The organism is Asaia bogorensis (assembly GCF_900465345.1).
GTDB lineage: Bacteria > Pseudomonadota > Alphaproteobacteria > Acetobacterales > Acetobacteraceae > Asaia > Asaia bogorensis_A.
On the sequence record NZ_UEGO01000031.1, the window covers coordinates 144,756 to 161,778 of the forward strand.

Annotated in this window: 13 protein-coding genes; 7 read left to right on the top strand and 6 right to left on the bottom strand. The window is 61.0% G+C overall.

Annotated elements, in window-relative coordinates; all coding sequences use genetic code 11:
- Positions 1-34 precede the first annotated feature (34 nt).
- Positions 35-2,842, top strand: a complete 2,808-nt coding sequence (locus ED655_RS10910) for a [protein-PII] uridylyltransferase (RefSeq protein WP_122050172.1) — start codon at positions 35-37, stop codon at positions 2,840-2,842.
- 42 nt (positions 2,843-2,884) lie between these two features.
- Here ED655_RS10910 and ED655_RS10915 read toward each other — a convergent pair whose 3' ends face one another.
- Both ED655_RS10915 and ED655_RS10920 read right to left on the bottom strand, forming a co-directional pair.
- The gene (locus ED655_RS10915; protein ID WP_162993489.1) at positions 2,885-4,708 is read right to left on the bottom strand and encodes a tetratricopeptide repeat protein; all 1,824 of its coding nucleotides are present in this window, start codon (positions 4,706-4,708) and stop codon (positions 2,885-2,887) included.
- A gap of 65 nt (positions 4,709-4,773) precedes the next feature.
- Positions 4,774-5,124: a DUF3147 family protein gene (locus tag ED655_RS10920; protein ID WP_023978462.1), complete on the bottom strand. Its 351-nt coding sequence runs from the start codon at positions 5,122-5,124 to the stop codon at positions 4,774-4,776.
- Between the two features lie 148 nt (positions 5,125-5,272).
- Here ED655_RS10920 and ED655_RS10925 point away from each other — a divergent pair, with 148 nt between their 5' ends.
- The 5 genes from ED655_RS10925 to ED655_RS10945 all read left to right on the top strand — a co-directional run bounded on the left by ED655_RS10925 (position 5,273) and on the right by ED655_RS10945 (position 11,552).
- Complete coding sequence (locus tag ED655_RS10925; RefSeq protein ID WP_162993490.1) at positions 5,273-6,412, top strand: L-dopachrome tautomerase-related protein; 1,140 nt, start codon at positions 5,273-5,275, stop codon at positions 6,410-6,412.
- A gap of 84 nt (positions 6,413-6,496) precedes the next feature.
- Complete coding sequence (thrC, locus tag ED655_RS10930) at positions 6,497-7,903, top strand: threonine synthase (RefSeq protein ID WP_122050175.1); 1,407 nt, start codon at positions 6,497-6,499, stop codon at positions 7,901-7,903.
- A gap of 128 nt (positions 7,904-8,031) precedes the next feature.
- Complete coding sequence (locus ED655_RS10935; protein ID WP_122050176.1) at positions 8,032-9,297, top strand: M16 family metallopeptidase; 1,266 nt, start codon at positions 8,032-8,034, stop codon at positions 9,295-9,297.
- Entirely contained in the window at positions 9,294-10,637 is a 1,344-nt protein-coding gene (locus ED655_RS10940) for a TldD/PmbA family protein (protein WP_122050177.1), read from the top strand. The genes ED655_RS10935 and ED655_RS10940 overlap by 4 nt, the downstream gene beginning before the upstream one ends.
- A gap of 9 nt (positions 10,638-10,646) precedes the next feature.
- Positions 10,647-11,552, top strand: a complete 906-nt coding sequence (locus ED655_RS10945; protein WP_122050178.1) for a Tim44 domain-containing protein — start codon at positions 10,647-10,649, stop codon at positions 11,550-11,552.
- A gap of 885 nt (positions 11,553-12,437) precedes the next feature.
- Here ED655_RS10945 and ED655_RS10950 read toward each other — a convergent pair.
- The 3 genes from ED655_RS10950 to ED655_RS10960 all read right to left on the bottom strand — a co-directional run bounded on the left by ED655_RS10950 (position 12,438) and on the right by ED655_RS10960 (position 15,394).
- Entirely contained in the window at positions 12,438-13,379 is a 942-nt protein-coding gene (locus ED655_RS10950) for a heme o synthase (protein WP_122050179.1), read from the bottom strand.
- A complete protein-coding gene (locus tag ED655_RS10955) occupies positions 13,376-14,569 on the bottom strand; it encodes a hypothetical protein (protein ID WP_162993491.1) in 1,194 nt (397 codons plus the stop codon). The genes ED655_RS10950 and ED655_RS10955 overlap by 4 nt, the downstream gene beginning before the upstream one ends.
- Positions 14,570-14,671: 102 nt before the next feature.
- Complete coding sequence (locus ED655_RS10960) at positions 14,672-15,394, bottom strand: class I SAM-dependent methyltransferase (protein WP_122050181.1); 723 nt, start codon at positions 15,392-15,394, stop codon at positions 14,672-14,674.
- A 275-nt stretch (positions 15,395-15,669) separates the two neighbouring features.
- Between ED655_RS10960 and ED655_RS10965 the strand changes: the two genes are divergently transcribed.
- On the top strand, positions 15,670-15,996 hold the full coding sequence (locus tag ED655_RS10965) for a hypothetical protein (protein WP_122050182.1): 327 nt from the start codon (positions 15,670-15,672) through the stop codon (positions 15,994-15,996).
- A gap of 42 nt (positions 15,997-16,038) precedes the next feature.
- Here ED655_RS10965 and gshB read toward each other — a convergent pair whose 3' ends face one another.
- Positions 16,039-17,019, bottom strand: a complete 981-nt coding sequence (gene gshB, locus ED655_RS10970) for a glutathione synthase (protein WP_240993629.1) — start codon at positions 17,017-17,019, stop codon at positions 16,039-16,041.
- Positions 17,020-17,023 lie beyond the last annotated feature (4 nt).

Consider the following 17,023-nt stretch of genomic DNA (forward strand, 5'->3'; position numbering starts at 1 on the left):
GGTATTCCTTAACGCCCCTGACCGACGGATCTTAATGCGCGAACCCTTCTCCCTCCTTGAAACCGACATGCAGTCAGCCCTGACCACGGCCCTCGACCGTGTGCGTCAGCCGGATGGCTCTGTTTCACGCGAGGATGCCGTCAGCCTCTTCCGCCGTCATATCGGTCGTCATCACGGCGAGATCCGCAGGCTTTTCGAGGGGCGCCAGCTCAAGGGCATTGCTGCCGCGTCAACTCTGGCGCAGCTGATGGATGGAGCCATCGCGAGCCTTTTCGACCTCTCCCGCGCGGCGGCCAAGGCCCCGGCAGACGGCCTCAGCCTCTGCGCTACGGGTGGCTATGGCAGTGGCCTTCTTGCCCCCTATAGTGACATCGATCTGCTTTTCCTTACCGACGAGATCCCCGCGCCTGAAACGACAGCGCAGATCGAATACATGCTGTATTTCCTGTGGGATCTGGGCGTTCGTGTGGGTCATGCCACGCGGTCCATTGAAGGCTGCCTGCAAGCGGCTGCTGAAGATCTGACCATACGCACCACCCTTCTGGATGCGCGACGGATCACCGGGGCAGAGCGCCTGTCCGTCGAACTCGGTGCGCGTTTCAGCCGAAGCGAAGCAAACGCCCTGTCTTTCATCCATGACAAGATCGACGAGCGCGAGAAACGTCACAAACGTTTTGGCGACAACCCCTATATGGTTGAGCCGAACATCAAGGAGGGACGCGGCGGCCTGCGTGACCTCCAGACCCTGAACTGGATGACGCGGGTCTTTCAGGACAGCAGCGACATCAACCCCGCCCATCCTCACCGCCCGCACGAACCCGTTTTCACGACACTGGGGCTCCTGACCGAGCAGGAAGCCAACCGCGCCCGTCGCGCCTGGAATTTCCTCTGGACCATCAGGCTGCATCTTCATTACATCGCCGGAAGGGCTGACGAGCGTCTGGCCTTTGACGTCCAGCCTGTCATTGGCGGCCGTATGGGCTATGCCGGTCATGGACGGCAACAGGGCGTCGAGCGCTTCATGCGCCACTACTTCCTCACCACGCGTGAGGTCATGCGCCTGACCCGTATCCTCGAACCCAGCATCATGGAACGCCTGCAAGGCCCTGTTCGCGAGGCCCCCTATCAGGGAACGACCCTGACGCCTGCAGATGCCAGCCATTTCCGACTGATCAATGACCAGATTGCGCCCGCGGATGCGCAGTGCTTCGAGAACGATCCGCGCCTGATGGTCCGGATGCTCGATGCGGCATTCCAGGACAATCTGGAACTGCATCCGACCGCCATCCAGCAACTCATACGTAATGAGCGCCGGATCGCCTCGCTGCGTGACGACCCGATGACCATGCGGGTGTTTCTGTCGCTTCTCATGCGCCCGACAGAGATGAACCGGGAACATGCCCGCCCCAGCGGCGCAGACTGGCTCACCATTCTCAACGATACTGGATTTCTTGGCGCGTTGCTGCCTGACTGGTCGCGTATCGTCGGGCAGATGCAGTTCGATACCTATCATATCTATACGGTCGATGAGCATAATATCGAGGCCGTGCGTATGCTTGGCTGGATCGAGGCCGGGGCCATGGCGGATGAAATTCCGCTCGTTTACGATCTGGCTCGCGACATGCAGTCGCGTCGCGCCATGTATGTCGCCACGCTTTTGCACGACGTTGCCAAGGGGCGCGGTGGCGATCACTCGGTCCTGGGTGCGGAGGTGGCACAGCATGTCTGTCCGCAGCTCGGACTGGATGCCGAAGAGACCGAGACGGTCTCATGGCTCATCCTGCATCACCTGCTTCTGAGCCAGACTGCTTTCCGTCGCGATATTGACGACCCGCGCACCATTCTCGACCTCGCGGACATCATCCAGTCTCCAGAACGCCTCCGCCTGCTGCTGTTGCTCACCATTGCCGATATGCGTGCCGTAAGCCCGAATGTCTGGAATGCCTGGAAGGCGACCCTGCTGCGCGAGCTCTACAGCCGCGTTGCCGAGGTTCTCGAAGGAGGCCTGGCAGCCACAGAGCGCGACGAGCGTGTGAGTCATGCGAAGGAACTGGTGCGTGACGGCCTGCTTCAGCAGGGTGTCGCCGCCGATCAGGCCGAGCACTTCCTGACCCTGGGCTATGCCGGTTACTGGCTGGGCTTTGACGCTGATACCCATATCCGCCACGCACGACTGGTTCTGGATTCCGAAATCCATTCGGCACCGCTGACAATCGAAGCGACCCCTATCCCTCAGCGCGACGTCACCGAAATCACCATTTTCAGCGCCGACCATTCCGGGCTCTTCTCGCAGATCGCCGGAGGGCTCGCCGTTGCCGGGGCTTCGATCGTCGATGCGCGCATCCATACGCTCAGCGACGGTATGGCGCTCGATACGTTCTGGGTTCAGGACAGCAATGGACGCGCCTTTGACACGCCGCTGCAACTGGCGCGCCTGAACAGTCTGATCGAGCAGGCTCTTTCGAGCCGCCTCGCCATCGGTGCTGAACTCGACCGCCTTGCCGATCAACGCGCGACACGCCGCATGAGAGCCATCCATGTCCCGGCCCGCGTCGTGATCGACAACCGCGCGTCGGAGCGTCACACGATCATCGAAATCAACGGGCGCGACCGCCCCGGACTGCTATACGATATCACCCGCACCATCAGTGAGCAGTCACTGCAGATTTCCTCAGCACATATCACGACCTATGGCATGCGGGCGGTCGACGTTTTCTATGTGCGCGATCTGGTGGGGACAAAGGTCACCTCCGAAACCCGTATGGCGGAAATCCGTACTGCCTTGCTGGCAACCATGAATCAGGATGATACCACCCGACCGCTCAAGCCCGTCGCTGCCTGAGCGATAGCGCGCCTCGGGGATACCGGTTAGGCGCGCCGATGTTCAGAGCGCCTGTTTCTCGCATCCCCTGTCACGCAGGGCCTGAGCGACGCGTGTCACCACCACAGGCCACGCCTCCGCAGGCGGTGCGTGATCGACAGGGCGGAACACCCGTGTCCTCGCGTACCATTCAGGCCCCTGCCAGCGCCAGTCTCCCCCGACGCGGTCGAGAAGCCAGAGCTCCATGCCCGCCGATCCCGCCACATGAGCCAGCAGGCTATCCACGCCGATGATCAGCTCGCATCGGGCCATTTCCCTTGCTGTGTCGAGCAACGTAGGACCAACGCCCTGCGCCATGCCAAATGACGGGTCCGCCGCACGCTCTCTTTCAGCCTGAAAGCTGACAAACTCATAACCGGGCACAGCGACCAGCGGCGCGAGCATCGAAACAGGTAGGGAACGCCGCGCATTGAAGCGATAGGTCGGACTCCCCGCATGAAAAATACCCACGCGGCCTGGCTCGGGCGCAACCCCGAGATCAAGGATCGGCTTTGCGTCGATGTGCTCCACACCCAGTACGTAAGGGAGGCTCAGCATCGGGCAAAAGAGCGTTGCCTCGCCTTCAAGAACGACACGACCCGAACGAAGGAGTGGCGCAACGGATGGCATGGCGCGAAGAAGCCCCTGAAGCGGTCCCGGTAAGGACAGAAGGAGCGGCGCCCGCTCAGCTGCCCGGGGCACGAAGCGCAGGAACTGCAACGCGTCCCCCAATCCCTGCTCGCCCTGGATGCAAACGCGTTGAGCTGTTTCCTCACCCGACCAGCGCGGCAGATCTGACGGTAGCGGTGTGAGAGCGAGCCTGTGCTCGAAATTTGCCCAGCCCTGCGCGTAATCGCCACGGGCCAGCTGAAGTACGCCCAGATTGAACCGTGCACGATGAAAGGCCAGCGCGTCTCCCGCATCATTCAGCGTTGCGTCCGTCGCTGTCGGATCGGGCACAGCCTGGAATATCTGCTCTGCTTCCTGCTCACGACCGATTTCTGCAAGAAGTGTCGCCTGGTTTCCCTTGATGCCTGCATCGTCAGGGGCAAGGGAGAGCGCTTGAGTAAACAGGCTGTCTGACTGAGCGAAAGCACCGAGCGCATGATAGACGAGGCCCAGGTTATTGAGTGTCTGCGCGCTTGGCACATCGAGCGATAAAGCTGTTTGCAGGGCGGTCAGAGCCTCGCTCATGGCACCTGCCTCGAAACACGCTGCGCCAAGGTTGGCATAGGCTGCCGCCTGTGCCTGCCGCAAAGTCTTGTCAGCGTCTCTGGCATGGGCTGTCCTGCTGTCGCAGTCAGCACCGACAGACAACCGGGCGATCAGCGCCTTGAACGTTTCGCATGCCGTCACGAAGTCGCGCTGCGCCATCAGGAAGGCACCGCGGCGAGCGAGCAAGGGGGCCGGGTCGGCAGAAAGGGCGAGCGCCTCGCGGAACTCGCGTTCAGCCTCGTCACCCTGCCCACTGCGATACAGCAGCTCGGCGAGAAACGCCTTGCCCCTGAAATCGCGCGGCTCCAGCAGGAGAGCCACGCGACAAGCCGAGACCGCTTCTCGCAGATGTCCGGCCTCATCCAGCGCCGCAGCAAGCGTGATGTGAAAGCGCGATTTCTCGCGGTCATTCTTTTCCAGCTGAATGGCCTGCGCGGCTGAAGCAATCGCCACGCGGGGCTGCCCCAGGGCACGCGCCACGCAGGCCAGCCCATGCCACGCCCCCGCACACTCGACATCGACCGCGAGTATTTCCCGAAAGATGGCCTCCGCCTGCACAGTTTCCCCGCCTGCGAGAAGGGCAAGAGCCGTATCAATCCGTGAGGCGTGAACCCTTGAGCGCGTATCTGACATGATGCTGATCATGAAACGTCTGAGCGCCTGTTACAACCGCGCGAAGCGCGCGGGTCAACGCGCAATTACAGGACAAGCCCGAAGCGTGGCCCGATCCATGTCACTGCAAGGTAGAGTACGATCGTCAGCAGGCAGCCAGCACCGAGGGCGGGCCAGAACCCCACCCCGTGCCGAAGCAGCGCTGGGATAAGGAGGAACATCGGCAAGGAGGGCAGGACGTACCAGAACGTCGCCTCAGCATGATCGGCCATGTTGGCCGCATCGGGCCGGTCACGCCACAGCCAGATCATGCCCAGCACGGATACCAGCGGCAATGAGGCGATCAGCGCGCCGAAACCGGGAAAGCGGCGCGCCACAATCGAAGCGCAAGCAATCAACACACCCGACAGGGCTGATCTGACAAACAGGGCAAGCACGAACCGTTCCTCCCAGGCGTGATAGGGTGCCCCCCAATCCGCAACATATCTTCTGGCCCTTTGGCATAAGCGCCAATCCGATGGCGGCAAAATGCTGCTCTTGAAACAGATGGTTTTGCAAGGGGGCCGATTGGCCCTAAAAGGAGACATGGTTGCCTTCTCACGCTCTCTGCCCAGCCGCTTCCTGCCACCACGCCACGCGCTCAGATTCCGTTTCCGAGCGATTTCGGCCGTTGTTGGCCTAGCCTTGCTTGCCCATGCGGCACCGGCGAGAGCGTCTCATGAGCGCCCCTGGGTTGCCGATACCGAAGGCGCGCGCGTGGTTGCGACAATCGATCTGCCCGAGGCACGCCGCTGGAAACAGGCCCTCCCCCTCAAGAACAACCAGATCGTCCTGCTATGCGACGCTACGGAACAAGGCGCCGGGTCCGGAAATAACTGCCTGATGAGTCTGAGCGCAGATCAGACTTCGAAGCCCGTTGCCTCGCCCCTGACGCTTGTCTGGCCGGATGGCGGCACAGAGCCTCACGTCAACACGTCTCTCTCGCCCGTTGCCCTCGCTTACGGCACTGACGGTACGCTGTGGTTGCTCGACGGGGGCGCAGACAAGACCCCGCCGCGCCTGATCCGTTTTGACCCGACATCAGGGCGGGCCCTCCAGACGCAGGAGATCCCCGCCGAAGGGTACACGCCCCAATCACGCTTCACGGCATTCGCCGTTCATGGCGACATGGCCTATCTGGCTGATGAGGGTGGCATTGCCCTGACCGTGCTTGACTTCAGACGTCATGCGGCCACGCGGTTTTTCGCAGGCTACCCCACGGCACGCGGGCATGTGCCCCTGACCATCGATGGCCACTCGGTACCGGGCAAGGACGGGCATCCGCTTACACGCGACCTCGCCTATCTGGCGCTCGAAACCAACGGTCAGTGGCTGTATGAGCTGGCCCCTACCGGGCCGATCTACCGCCTCTCCGCCGATCTGCTGAACGATCCTTCCGTGACCCCGTCTGAACTCATGGAAGGGGTGACGCAATGGCGTGGCACGCCCACCGTCAGCGGGATCACGATTGATAACAAGGCCACGCTTTATCTGACCGATATCAGCGAAGGACGCGTTCTGAGTTTCGACACCGCACGGCATCCGCATATCCTTCTGTCATCGCCTGAACTGGTCGGGGCCGGTATGCCGCAATGGGCGCAGGGCGATTCCGGGCACAGCACTACGGGCGCGGGGGAGCTTTACATTCCGGTCGGATCCAGGCTGTTGCGCATTGCCCTGCCCTGAAATACGGGCCATTTCTTTTTCTTCTGTTCTTTTTAGTCTTTTTCTCGCCCCCGGTTTTACAGCCAAGCAATCATGAAGGCCATCATGCAGTACCGTTCCACCCGCGGCGATGCGCGCCCGCGCTCCTTTTCAGACATCCTGCTCGCCGGTCTGGCAGAGGATGGTGGGCTGTACATGCCGGAAACCTGGCCCCGCTTCACGGCAGATGAGTGGCGCGCCATGCGCAGCCTCTCCTATCCTGATCTGGCCGCGAAGATCCTCTCGGTCTTTGCCGAGGGCAGCATAGATTTGCCGACATTGCAGAAGCTCTGCGCGAAGGCCTATGCCGGTTTTTCGCATGCCGCCATCGCGCCGCTGGTAGAGGTCGAGAACGGGCTGTTCTCGATGGAGCTGTTTCACGGCCCCACCCTCGCCTTCAAGGACATGGCCATGCAGCTGCTTGGCCAGCTTTTCGAGCATGTCCTGACCGAGCGCAACCAGCGCGTGACGATCGTGGGCGCCACGTCGGGCGATACCGGCTCTGCGGCCATCGAGGCTTTCCGTGGCAGCCCGCATCTCTCGGTTGCGATCCTGCATCCGATGGGCCGCACATCGGATGTGCAGCGCCGCCAGATGACGACTGTTCACGATGACAACATCCTGAACATCGCCGTCGAGGGGACATTCGATGATTGTCAGGATCTGGTGAAGGCCATGTTTGCCGATACCGGCTTTCGCGATGAGATCGGCCTTTCCGCGGTCAACTCGATCAACTGGGCACGTATTGCCGCACAGATCCCGTATTACGTGCGCGCTGCCCTCATGATGGGTGCGCCTGATCGCGAGGTCTCCTTTGCCGTCCCAACGGGCAATTTCGGCAATGTGCTCGCAGCCTGGGCGGCCAGCCAGATGGGGCTGCCAATCCGCCGTCTGTGCATCGGCTCGAACCGCAACGACATCCTTACCCGCTTCCTGACCAGCAACGACATGAGCATGCGCGCCGTTGAGCCAAGCCTGTCGCCCTCCATGGATATCCAGATTTCATCCAATTTCGAGCGCCTGCTGTTCGAGCTGCTCGATCGCGATCCGGTTGCCTGCCGGGAAACCATGCAGAATTTCCGCCAGACAGGCCGCATGAGCGTCGATCCTGCCGTATGGAACCGTGCGCGTGAACGCTTTGGCGCTCTCATGCTCGATGATGAGGCAACGCTGGGCGAGATGAAGGCGCTGTGGGACAACTCGCTCTATCTGGCCGACCCGCACAGCGCGATCGGACTGGCTGCTGGCCGTCAGGAGCAGGAGCCGGGAATTCCGATGATCGTGGCCGCCACGGCCCATCCAGCCAAATTCCCCGATGCTGTGCGCAAGGCCACGGGTATCGACCCGGCGCTACCGCCGCACCTGGCCGATCTGTTTGCCCGTGAAGAGCGTTACGAAACGCAGCCCAATGAGCTCAACCTCGTTGAGGATGCCGTAAGGCGTCATCTGGCCGGTCACGTTCACGCGGCCTGACATCCGGGCTGGCGTCAGACACGCCATGGCACGATCATCCAACGCGGGGGGCTAGGATTTTGTCCCCCGCGACGCCATCTCATTTCACAGACCCCGTTTTCCTTCGATTTCAGGACCATCACCACTCGATGACCGATCCGATTACCGTCACCACCCTTCCCAATGGCCTCACTGTCGTAACCGAAAGAATGGAGCGCGTCGAAACCGTTTCCTTCGGGGCCTATGTTGCCACCGGCACGCGCAACGAAAGCGCAGAGGAAAACGGTGTTTCGCATTTTCTGGAGCATATGGCCTTCAAGGGCACGCAGCGCCGTAGCGCCGCACGTATTGCCGAAGAGATCGAGAATGTGGGGGGGCATATCAACGCCTATACGGCCCGCGAGCAGACGGCCTATTACGTCAAGCTTCTGAAGGAAGACCTCCCGCTCGGTATCGACATCATTGGTGATATCCTTACTCACAGCACGTTTCTCGATCAGGAAGTCGAGCGCGAGCGTGGCGTGATCCTGCAGGAAATCGGTCAGGCCAACGATACGCCTGACGACATCATTTTCGACCATTTTCAGGAAACGGCTTTCCGCGATCAGCCTATGGGGCGTCCGACCCTGGGCACCGAGGGACTTATTGCCTCGATGAAGCGCGAGACCATGATGCGCTACATGCAAACGCATTATACCACGCGTAACATGGTCATCGCCGCGGCTGGCAATTTGCAGCATGATGCCGTGCTGGAGATGGTGCAGGAGCATTTTCGCGATCTGCCCGACCATCAGCCGCCCTCACGTGAGGGATGCACCTATCTCGGTGGCGAGCATCGCGAGAAGCGCGAGCTCGACCAGGCGCATATCGTGCTGGGCTTTCCCTCGGTCAGCTATAATGACCCGGCCTATCATGCGACCATGCTGCTCTCGACCGTCCTCGGCGGGGGTATGTCCTCGCGTCTGTTCCAGGAAATCCGCGAAAAGCGCGGCCTTGTCTACTCGGTCTATTCCTTCGCCCTGCCCTTCCTCGATAGCGGGTTGTTTGGCATCTATGCCGGGACGGGCGAGCAGGAGGCAGCGGAGCTTGTGCCGGTCCTGCTGGACGAGTTGCGCCGTATCGCCGATGGCATCAGCCCGGAGGAAATTGCCCGTGCCCGTGCACAGGTCAAATCCTCGCTTCTGATGTCGCTGGAGAGCACGGGCAGCCGCTGTGAGCAGATTGCCCGCCAGATGCAGCTCTTCGGGCGGATTATCGACACGAGCGAGACCGTGGCAAAAATCGATTCTGTGGACGAAGGGGCCATGATCCGCGCCGCCGAGACACTGTTTCGTGCCCGCCCCACGCTCGCAACCATTGGCCCGGTGGGGGCCATTCCGTCATTTGAGGCCATCAGCCAGAGGCTTGTTGCATGAGCAAGGACCAGGAGCGTCTTTCAGACCTGATCGAAGCCGCAAAGCGCGCCGGAGCCGATCGGGCCCATGCGCTCATGGTGGCCTCGCGTTCGGTTTCGGCCATGTGCCGTCAGGGCGTACCGGAAGGGCTGGAGCACTCCGAAACTCTCGCGCTTGGCTTGCGGGTGTTCGTGGGCAAACGAGCGGCCAGTATTTCGGCCACAGCACTCGACCCGAGCCGTTTCGAGGCGCTTGCCCAGCAGGCCGTTGCCATGGCGCATGTCGTGCCTGAGGATGCCTGGGCCGGCGCAGTCGATCCCGACCGGCAGGGCGTGTACGATATCGCGGCGCTCGATATGGTCGATCCGACCGACGCCCCGAGCCTGGATGCATTGCTGGCCCGGGCGCGCGAGGCCGAGGAGACCGCCCTTGGTATCAAGGGGATCACCAACAGCAATGGCGCCTCGGCGGGCTATAGCCGCGTCGAGATCACCCTTGCTGAAAGCAGCGGGTTCAGCGGCGCTTATGCCCAGACCAGCCATAGCAACGGCATCAGCGTGCTCGCAGGTGACGGGCCGAGCATGCAGCGTGACTATGCCGGACATAGCACGCGCCATCTGACCGATCTGGATAGCCCGGCGCTGCTCGGACGCGAGGCGGCCGAACGGGCTCTCGCACGCATGAACCCGGTCAAGCCGCGCACCGGATCCTTCCCGGTGGTGTTCGATCCACGTGTCTCGTCCAGCCTGCTCGGCCACCTGGCGGGTGCCATCAATGGCTCTGCCATCGCACGCGGCACGTCGTTTCTGTCCGGCCACAAAGGCAAGCGTATCCTGCCTGAAGCTCTCAGCGTCATCGATGACCCGACGCGTCCGCGCGGCCTGCGCTCAAAGCCTTTCGATGCCGAGGGCCTGTTGCCCAGCCCCCTCGCCTTCGTTGAAAACGGTATGCTTACAGACTGGATTCTGGATGGTCGCTCGTCGCGCCAGCTTGGTCTGGTCAATAACGGCCGCGCCTCGCGTGGCGTAGGTGGTCCCCCCTCTCCGGCGGTTGGCAATTTCTATCTGACGGGCGGCACGGGATCACGACGTGCGCTGATGGAGGACATTGTCGAGGGCATCTATGTGACCGAGATGATGGGTTCTTCCATCAACGGCCTGACCGGCGATTACAGCCGTGGCGCGTCGGGTTTCATGATTCGTCACGGTCAGCTTGCGGAACCTGTCGCCGAGTTGACCATTGCAGGTAATCTCATCGAGATGTTCGCGGACCTGCGTGCCGCCGACGATCTCGTCTTCCGCCACGGTGTCGATGCCCCGACACTAAGGATCGACGCCATGAGCGTTGCCGGAAGCCAGTAAGGAGTTCTCATGTCACGCCGCCTGTTCCGCGCCTCTCTTCTGCTTCTTGCCCTTGCCCCGCTTCTGGCCGCCCCGGCCGATGCGCGCCCCGGTGGCGGTCGCTCCATGGGAAGCCGGGGAAGCCGCACCTATTCTCCCCCGCCCATGACCCAGACCGCGCCTTATCAGGCCCGGCCCATGGAGCGAAGCTATGCCCCTTCATCCCCATCCCCGGGCTATAGCAACCCGATGCAGCGCCCAATGGGCCAGCCTTACGGCTTTGCACAGCGCCGCCCCTTCATGACCGGCTTTGTGGGTGGCCTGCTGGGTGCCGGCCTGTTCGGCATGCTGTCAGGGCACGGTTTTCTTGGTGGTATCGGCGGGGGACTCTCCTTCCTCGGCCTGCTGTTCCAGATTGCGCTGTTCGGTTTCATTATCGTGATGGTGCTGCGCTGGCTCGGCAATCGTCGCCAGGGAGGTGTCAGCACCCCTCAGAGCCCCGGCTTTTCCGGCGGTGCCGGGGCGCCGGCCGTGACGCTCAACAACAACGATTACCAGAACTTCCAGCGCCTCCTGCTCGATATCCAGGCTGCCTGGAGTGCCCAGAACATGCGGGCGCTCTCCAGCATGGCCACACCAGAGATGGTGTCATATTTCAATGAGCAGCTGGCCGATTACGCGAGCCGTGGTGCACGCAATATCGTATCGGACGTGCAGTTCATGCGCGGTGATCTTTCGGAAGCATGGCGTGAGGGCAACCTGACCTATGCCACCGTTGCCATGCAGTATTCGCTGTATGACGTCACAACCGATCAGCTCGGCAACGTCATTGATGGCAGCAAAACAGAGCGTCAGGTGGTGACAGAGCTCTGGACCTTCGTGCGCGCCGATGGACGCGGCAACTGGGTGCTTTCCGCCATTCAGCAGGTTGGCTGACACAACGGTTAGGACTGAGTTTTTGCCGGGCCAAGTCGGGTGATTGCTGACCCGGGAGGATGGGGGGCTTCTAGCCGCCTCCCACCGCTTTGAGAACCAAAGCCGGAGCCCCTGCGGGCTCCGGCTTTTATGTATGGGGAAGTCACCGAAGGTGTCTTCCTCGGATGGCACGCGCTCTGAACGGTCGAGTGCTTCCGTCCCGACATTGACGGGCCTGAACCAGCCCTTGGAGGCGGGGGACCCCCATTGGGCGGATTGTCGGGGCATCATTAATGATCCGTACCGGCTATATGATCCCCACTTATCCGTGTGGGGCACCTCGACCCGGTGGCCATTGTGCACATCTTCCCATAGGGGAGCCGTTCTTTTCAGATGCCAGATCGTCGTTGGTCGTATCAGCTGATCGTTAACGGGACGTAAGGCTGCCCTCACCATCACAGATTCACAGCTACACCGGCCCTCACCTTGCCCGTCTGCCTGTGCGTAATGATTTGCGTCAGCTTCTGCATCGCAGCGCTGCCCGCGCTGTCTCAGACGCTTCTGAAAAGCCGCGCATTGTCCAGATCGGAGGGGTAACGCCGGCCAATCAAAACGACGCCGGCCCCGGCCCTGTAAACATACCCGGCAAGCGGGAGACCCACAGAAATCAGCGGCGTTTCTGCGGCCCTATCATCATCGTTACCTCAAAGCAGCGCTACAGGCTTAAAGCCCGGGTAGCGGATCTCTCATGCCTCTCTGACGCGGGATCGGGCCGCAGTCGGGAAAGCTCCCGTGGTTCTCAGAGCCGCAGATAGGTCAGGGCGAAAAGAGAGATCATGACCAGTGACAGACCACCCAGCAGGCCCATGATCCGCCCCTGACGGCGCTCGGCGAGTTCGTTTTTCATCATGGAAACAACACCCGATCAATCAGCAGGGCTGAAAACAGGAAAAACAGATACGCCAGCGAGTACCGGAAGGCATAGCGGGCAGGCTTGTCAGCCGTCAGGCTCACCCCGGTCTCGTCTTGTTTGTCGAGCAGAACACGCAAGGCAAATCCCACAAAGCCCAGCCCGAGAACCGCGGCGCTCACCGTGTAGATCAATCCGCAAAGATGCAGAAAGGACGGCACCAGAGACACAGCCAGCAGGATCAGCGTGTAAACGAAGACATTCCAGCGCGTATGACGAGCCCCCTTCACCACGGGCAGCATCGGGATACCCGCCTTGGTGTAATCCTTGCATGCATAGAGCGAGAGCGACCAGAAATGGGGTGGCGTCCACAGGAACACGATGGCAAACATCACCACCGGCAATACGCTCATGGAGCCTGTTGCGGCGGCCCAGCCGATCATGGGCGGAAAGGCGCCGGCTGCTCCGCCAATCACAATATTCTGCGGTGTGCTCCGCTTTAGCCACATGGTGTAGATGACGGCATAGAAGAAAATCGAAAACGCGAGAATACCCGCAGCAAGGGCATTGCTCGCAAGCCAGAGCAGAGCCACCGAAGCCAGCGACAGGACGACGCCATAGATAAGGGCGCCATCGGCATCCATACGGGAGTCAGGAATGGGCCTCACGGACGTTCGCTTCATGATCGCGTCAATATCGCGGTCGTACCACATATTGATGGCACCGGCCGCCCCTGCCCCGACGCATATGCAAAGCATATCGATCAGACCGAGCGGAACCGAAGGCCAAGTCGGTGCCACGGCCATGCCCGCCACACCCGTAAACACGACCAGCGAGATGACACGCGGCTTCAGCAGTGCAAGCCAGTCCTTGAGCGTCGCCCCTTGAAGGCGATCAAACGCCGGCTCGACATGCGGCAATGATTGTGAGGCACTCATGAAAGATCGACTTTCGCAGGCTCACGCAATGGCATGATCAGTCTGACGCCCAGACAGGCGACGCAGCAAAGTGAGACCATCATGCCGGCCTCGCCGATATGACGCAGCATGGGCAGAAACGGGATCATGGCCAGCACCGCTATACCCATCGAAACAAGATGCAGACGACCGAGCCAGAGTGGTGCGGCCAAATCGCCCAGCTGGGCCTGCCAGCGATAATAGCAGCCAAACAACGCGAAAACCGCGCCAAACAGCATGGCGGAATGAAAGGCCTCCGGACGCGCGGGGAAAAGATAGAGCGCCCAACCTGCCGAGAGCAGAAGCAGCGCCGGAAAGCTCCAGGAGAGCGCGTAGGTCATGGTGAAGCTGCGACGCCACAAAGAAGCGCAGATCAGCCCCATGATTCCGAAACAAGGGAGGGCAACCCCTGCCCCCAGAAGCCATGCCCCGGAAAGCCCCGGCACTATAACTCCATGCGCCCAGACCACCGATACACCCAGCGTCGGTACCGCCATAAGCAGTGGCAGAACGATCTTGGCACGGGTTGAATGGAAAGAAACGAGGTTTGCAATCGCCCCGAGGGCCAGTTGCATGACAAGAGCCAGCACGGGAATCTGGATACGACCCAGCCATACGCCAGCGACAATCTGTGTATCCCCGCCCGCCACAAGGTCATGGCTCAGGCCGGCCAGCACGACAGGGACGAGGACGACCAGGCCAAGTGACGCCAGAAGTTGTGACCAGGTAAAGGGCGACAGATCACGAAAGCGTACGACGCGACATTCGAGACATTTGACGATGGTCGACAGCGCCAGCAATACGACACCAATCGACCAAAGCCCCATCGAGACGGCAAACAGGCCAGGTCGTGATGCACCGCCAAGCGCGCAGAACGCCCCGAGGAACAAGGCGACTAGAGCCATGCGGTCAAAACGGACCATCAGGGACGGAAGGGATGTCAGTTCACCCGGCAGGATCAATCGCCCCATACCGCCGAGAAAGGCCGGGATCAGGACAAAAAGATCAAGCAGCAATCCATGCCCCAGCGCATGGGCGGGGCCTGTACCTTGGGAGACAAATCCGAGGAAACCACCTGCGAGACCGCAAAAAAGGGCAAGGGCCAGGAAAGCGGCCCCATCGGCACGCAACGCCAGACCCTCGCGGCGTCTCGAAATCGGCAACTGTAGCAAGACCCGTTCCTTATTCCGTCCTGGGGGTCCTCATGCCATCAGCATCGCTATGGGACCCTGAGATCAAGGCCAGTCTGGTATGTTTTGTCGGGCACAAACGTGTCAGGCAACCAGGGCCGTCTCTTCCTTACTATCCTTCTCGAGCGGCAATGTCACGAGTGTAAACAACCCGGCAGGCGGAACCGGTGTGATGGTTGCACGGCCCAGATCTTCCGGAGGCAACAGGGATTCCATGGCAAAATCCGGATGCCAGCCGAGCGAGCGTGATGCACGGGCCATACCGCGCTCAACCGCCAGCCTGACACCGCCCGTCGCGAGGAAATGATTGACGAACAGGATATGTCCGCCAGGCTTTACCACCCGCTTGAGTTCGCCCAGAAGACGACGAGGGCTTGGCACGACCGATGCTACGAACATGGCCACAGCAATGTCGAAGCTTCCCGCCTCGAAGGTCGTTGCCTCTGCATCCATTTCAAGCAAGTCATCGACGTTGCCGAGCTGCTGGTTGATGACACGCTGACGGGCGCGTTCGAGCATGGCCTCGGAAAGATCAATTCCGGTGATATGCTTGTCGCGGCTGTAATGCGGCAGGGCGAGCCCCGTCCCGACACCGACCTCAAGAACACGCTGACCAGGCAACGCATTGACAGCCGCCACGGCACGGCGACGGCCAAATGCCGATATGCCACCAAAGACGGAATCATACACCCTCGCCCAGCGGCGATAAGCGGCGCGTACTGCGTCCGCATCCAGCGCAGAGCGCGGGCGAGGATGCGTGTCGTCAAAGGAGACGGTTGGGTCGATCAAGGGGTCCGGTCGTGTCATCAGGCTTCGTTCGTCTGGTCGCACAAAATCATTGGTTTTGTCCTGATACCTGTCCCGGGACCCGCGCGCGAGACCTGGGCGATACAAAATTGTCGCCCGACCGCAGCCAGTGTGGCAGGCATCGAACAGAGTCTTCACCCTTAGCGTATATCGCCAGAACTGGCGAGGGGCGGTTTGCATTTCGTCACGCCGCGCGCCTAGAAGATAGGCAATAACAACGGGAAACATCCTGAGCCCTGGCTATCTGCGAGCGCCCGAAAAGAAGAGTTCAAGCCATGTCACGTCTTAACCTCTGCCTGATTCTACTGGCATTCGGATTCTGGTCATCAATCTATCTTCTCAAATTCAGGGAGAATATCGAGCGATGGTACCATACCAGATTCGACAAGACGCCTCCGCCTCTCCCTCCGGACGGGAAGATTCCGGATGTCCCCCTTCCCTTCTGCTACGATCCACCCAAGGACGATGAGGAAGAGGCGGCAGCAAAGGGGAAAGAAACTCCTGCGCCCGCCACGCCAGCGTCTGATCAGGACAACGGACAGGACATCAAATCCGATCGGACGGTATCCCCAGCCGGCAGCGTACAGGCAACGCGCGACTGACCTGTACGGAAAAAAGACCAGCTACGGGAAAGGAAAGGCGCCTCAGCCGAGGCGCTTTTCGATGGCATCCCAGACCAGGCCAGCACTGTTCAGGTCGTTGAAACGGTCGAGTTCCTGCAGGCCCGTCGGGGAGGTCACGTTGATCTCGGTCAGCCAATCGCCGATCACGTCGATCCCGACGAAGATGAGCCCATTCTCACGCAGATATGATCCGATACGCGCACAGATTTCCTGATCGCGCGCTGTCAGGGCAACGGCTTCCGCCCGACCACCCACATGCATGTTCGAGCGGGCCTCGCCTGTAGCAGGAACGCGGTTGATCGCACCGATCGGTTCGCCATCGACCAGAATGATGCGTTTGTCGCCCTTGCGCACCATCGGCTCATAACGCTGGATCATGAGCGGTTCACGCGAGCGGCTGAAATGCAGCTCCAGCAGTGACGCAAAATTCTCATCACCTTCACGGATACGGAAAATGCCCGCCCCGCCATTACCATAGAGCGGTTTGAGAATCACATCGCCATAACGGGCCCGGAATTCGGCCAGCGCCTCAGTGTCCCATGTGACCAGAGTCGGGGGCATGAGATCGGGATAATGCGTGACCAGCAGCTTCTCGGGAGCGTTTCGCACGGCTTGCGGGTCATTCACGACCAGTGTCTTGCCGGGACCAACACCGTGGACATGCTCGAGCATATGGGTGGCAGTGATATAACCCATATCGAAGGGCGGATCCTGACGCATCAGCACCACATCTGTCTCACCCAGATCCAGACGCTGCTCTGCGCCGAAGGTCGCATGCCCCCCCTGCACGCGCTGCACCGTGACCGGACGCGCCCGCGCAGAAACCCGACCATGATGCAGCGTCTTCTCGGCCCCGCCTTCGCCGAGACACAGCGAGTCCACAGGATACACAAAGAGTTCATGCCCACGTCTCTGGGCTTCGAGCATCAGGGCGAAGGTGGAGTCCCCATTGATATTGACGTGCTCAAGCGGGTCCATCTGTACGGCTATGCGTAGGGCCATCGTC

Excerpts from the sequence above, each read along its gene's own strand:
- ED655_RS10910 (WP_122050172.1), top strand. The coding sequence starts at position 35 with ATGCGCGAACCCTTCTCCCTCCTTGAAACCGACATGCAGTCAGCCCTG.
- ED655_RS10915 (WP_162993489.1), bottom strand. The coding sequence starts at position 4,708 with ATGTCAGATACGCGCTCAAGGGTTCACGCCTCACGGATTGATACGGCT.
- ED655_RS10925 (WP_162993490.1), top strand. The coding sequence starts at position 5,273 with ATGGTTGCCTTCTCACGCTCTCTGCCCAGCCGCTTCCTGCCACCACGC.
- thrC (WP_122050175.1), top strand. The coding sequence starts at position 6,497 with ATGCAGTACCGTTCCACCCGCGGCGATGCGCGCCCGCGCTCCTTTTCA.
- ED655_RS10935 (WP_122050176.1), top strand. The coding sequence starts at position 8,032 with ATGACCGATCCGATTACCGTCACCACCCTTCCCAATGGCCTCACTGTC.
- ED655_RS10940 (WP_122050177.1), top strand. The coding sequence starts at position 9,294 with ATGAGCAAGGACCAGGAGCGTCTTTCAGACCTGATCGAAGCCGCAAAG.
- ED655_RS10945 (WP_122050178.1), top strand. The coding sequence starts at position 10,647 with ATGTCACGCCGCCTGTTCCGCGCCTCTCTTCTGCTTCTTGCCCTTGCC.
- ED655_RS10950 (WP_122050179.1), bottom strand. The coding sequence starts at position 13,379 with ATGAGTGCCTCACAATCATTGCCGCATGTCGAGCCGGCGTTTGATCGC.
- ED655_RS10960 (WP_122050181.1), bottom strand. The coding sequence starts at position 15,394 with ATGACACGACCGGACCCCTTGATCGACCCAACCGTCTCCTTTGACGAC.
- ED655_RS10965 (WP_122050182.1), top strand. The coding sequence starts at position 15,670 with ATGTCACGTCTTAACCTCTGCCTGATTCTACTGGCATTCGGATTCTGG.
- gshB (WP_240993629.1), bottom strand. The coding sequence starts at position 17,019 with ATGGCCCTACGCATAGCCGTACAGATGGACCCGCTTGAGCACGTCAAT.